The organism is Oleiphilus sp. HI0123, from assembly GCF_001635315.1.
The window spans coordinates 1-611 of sequence record NZ_LWGE01000684.1 but is presented as its reverse complement, the minus strand read 5'-3'; the positions used below and the strand labels follow the sequence as shown (position 1 = coordinate 611).

Below are 611 nucleotides of genomic sequence, written 5' to 3'. Positions count from 1 at the left end.
CTTAATACAGGGAAAATCTCACTCGATGATAAGCTAAGAGTAATTGAGGTGCTTGAAGAGGGATAGGTAAAGCGCTTCAGCCTATTTCTAAACATAGAAATAGGCATTTAACTGAAAGGTACTTGCCTTAGAAAAGCTCGATTTCGTCCGAGGTATCGTCAGTGCTGTCTTTTTTGGCACTAAAGTGATGTTTGTAAATATCCAAAGCTTCGTCAACACTTGCGCCGTTCATGATGTGTTGGAACATGATGCGCTCTTCTTCCATTGTGTAGTTCGACATGATGTCTTCTTGCAGCTTAGACCATGCCATTGGGTTGTAGAGTTGCTGAGGATCACTTACCAGATTACTCAGCCAACCTAGATCTCGCTTGACGTGGTCTAGACGTTGAGTGAGTCGATCGTAGAATTGGAAGGCAACAATTGCACTCATAATCTGCTGGTGGATCTCTGCAGCACTGAGCTTAATAGACTCCAGGTCAGTTCCTGAGGTGTCATTTTCTTCACCTTTATGTGAATCAATAACTTCCTTCAGTTGACTGGCAATATAGGTAAACGACTGAGTCAGCTCTGTTACTGACTTTTCGCCGTCTGTCATGGTGCACTCTACCTGA

General features: G+C 43.4%; 1 protein-coding gene. It reads right to left on the bottom strand.

Features of this window, described 5'->3' with window-relative positions; all coding sequences use genetic code 11:
* Positions 1 to 127: 127 nt before the first annotated feature.
* Positions 128 to 611: hypothetical protein (locus A3761_RS06190; RefSeq protein WP_068749987.1), on the bottom strand; the 484-nt coding region annotated here is incomplete at its 5' end.